At 66.0% G+C, this 1,004-nt stretch carries 1 protein-coding gene; it reads left to right on the forward strand.

Translation table 11 applies throughout. The annotated features are described in order from the left end of the window. Positions 1 to 1,004: DUF4132 domain-containing protein (locus EII34_RS15700; RefSeq protein ID WP_148092642.1), on the forward strand; the 1,004-nt coding region annotated here is incomplete at both ends.

Raw genomic sequence — 1,004 nt, forward strand, 5'->3', positions numbered from 1 at the left:
CTTCGGGGGCGGTGGCGAAGCAGTCGTGGTGTCTCACGGGTGCCGGCTGGTTGGGCGATTCCCGGTTTGTGGCCGAGCTTGCCCCGTTGATTCGTCAGTGGCCGGGGCAGAGTCAGCATCAGCGTGCGGTCAAGGGGTTGACCGCACTGCGGAATGTCGCCACGGATGCGGCGTTGCAGGCGATCTCGGGGATCGCGGCGAAGGTGAAGTTCGCGGCGTTGAAGAAACGGGCCGGGGAGGCGATGGATGAGATCGCCGCGCAGCGGGGCTTCACCCGGGATGAGTTGGAGGATCGGATCCTGCCCGATGGTGGATTGGATGAACGCGGCACCCGGATCTTTTCCTATGGTGCTCGCCGGTTCCTGGCCTTCGTGTCCCCGGAGGGGAAGATCGCAGCGAGGCTGTTGGATACGCAGGGCCGCCCGACGGGGAAGGTGTTGACCAGTCTGCCGGCTCCGAACAAGAGCGACGACCCCGAGCAGGCCAAGGAGTCCAAGGCCGCCTATGCCGGGATGAAGAAGGACCTCACCGCGATGGTGAAGGTCCAAACCAGCCGGTTCGAGCAGGCGATGATCCAGGACCGCCGTTGGACTCCGGCCGATCATGCGGCGTTCATTGCCCCGCATCCGGTGCTGCGTCGACTGCTGGCCGGGGTCATCTGGGCCATCCGGGACGGCGACGGTACCTTGGTGGCCACCGCCCGGATCGATGAGGACGGCACCCTCATCGATGCCGGTGACGATCCCGTCACAGTGCCTGAGGGAGGCAGTGTCGGGATCGCGCATCGGCTCGACCTCACCGACGAGCAGGCCAGCCACTGGGGCGAAGTCCTCGCCGACTACGAGCTCACCACCCCGTTCAAACAGCTCGACCGACCCGTCTTCACCCTCCCCCACGGTCAGGGCGAGACACTCGAGTTGCCGGACATCCCCGAAGGCAAGATCCCGGCGGCGAAACTCATCGGCGCCTTCACCAAGCACGGCTGGCAGCGCGGTAACGCCTAC

Origin of the sequence: Arachnia propionica, from assembly GCF_003859805.1 — a bacterium.
Taxonomy (GTDB): Bacteria; Actinomycetota; Actinomycetes; order Propionibacteriales; family Propionibacteriaceae; genus Arachnia; species Arachnia propionica_C.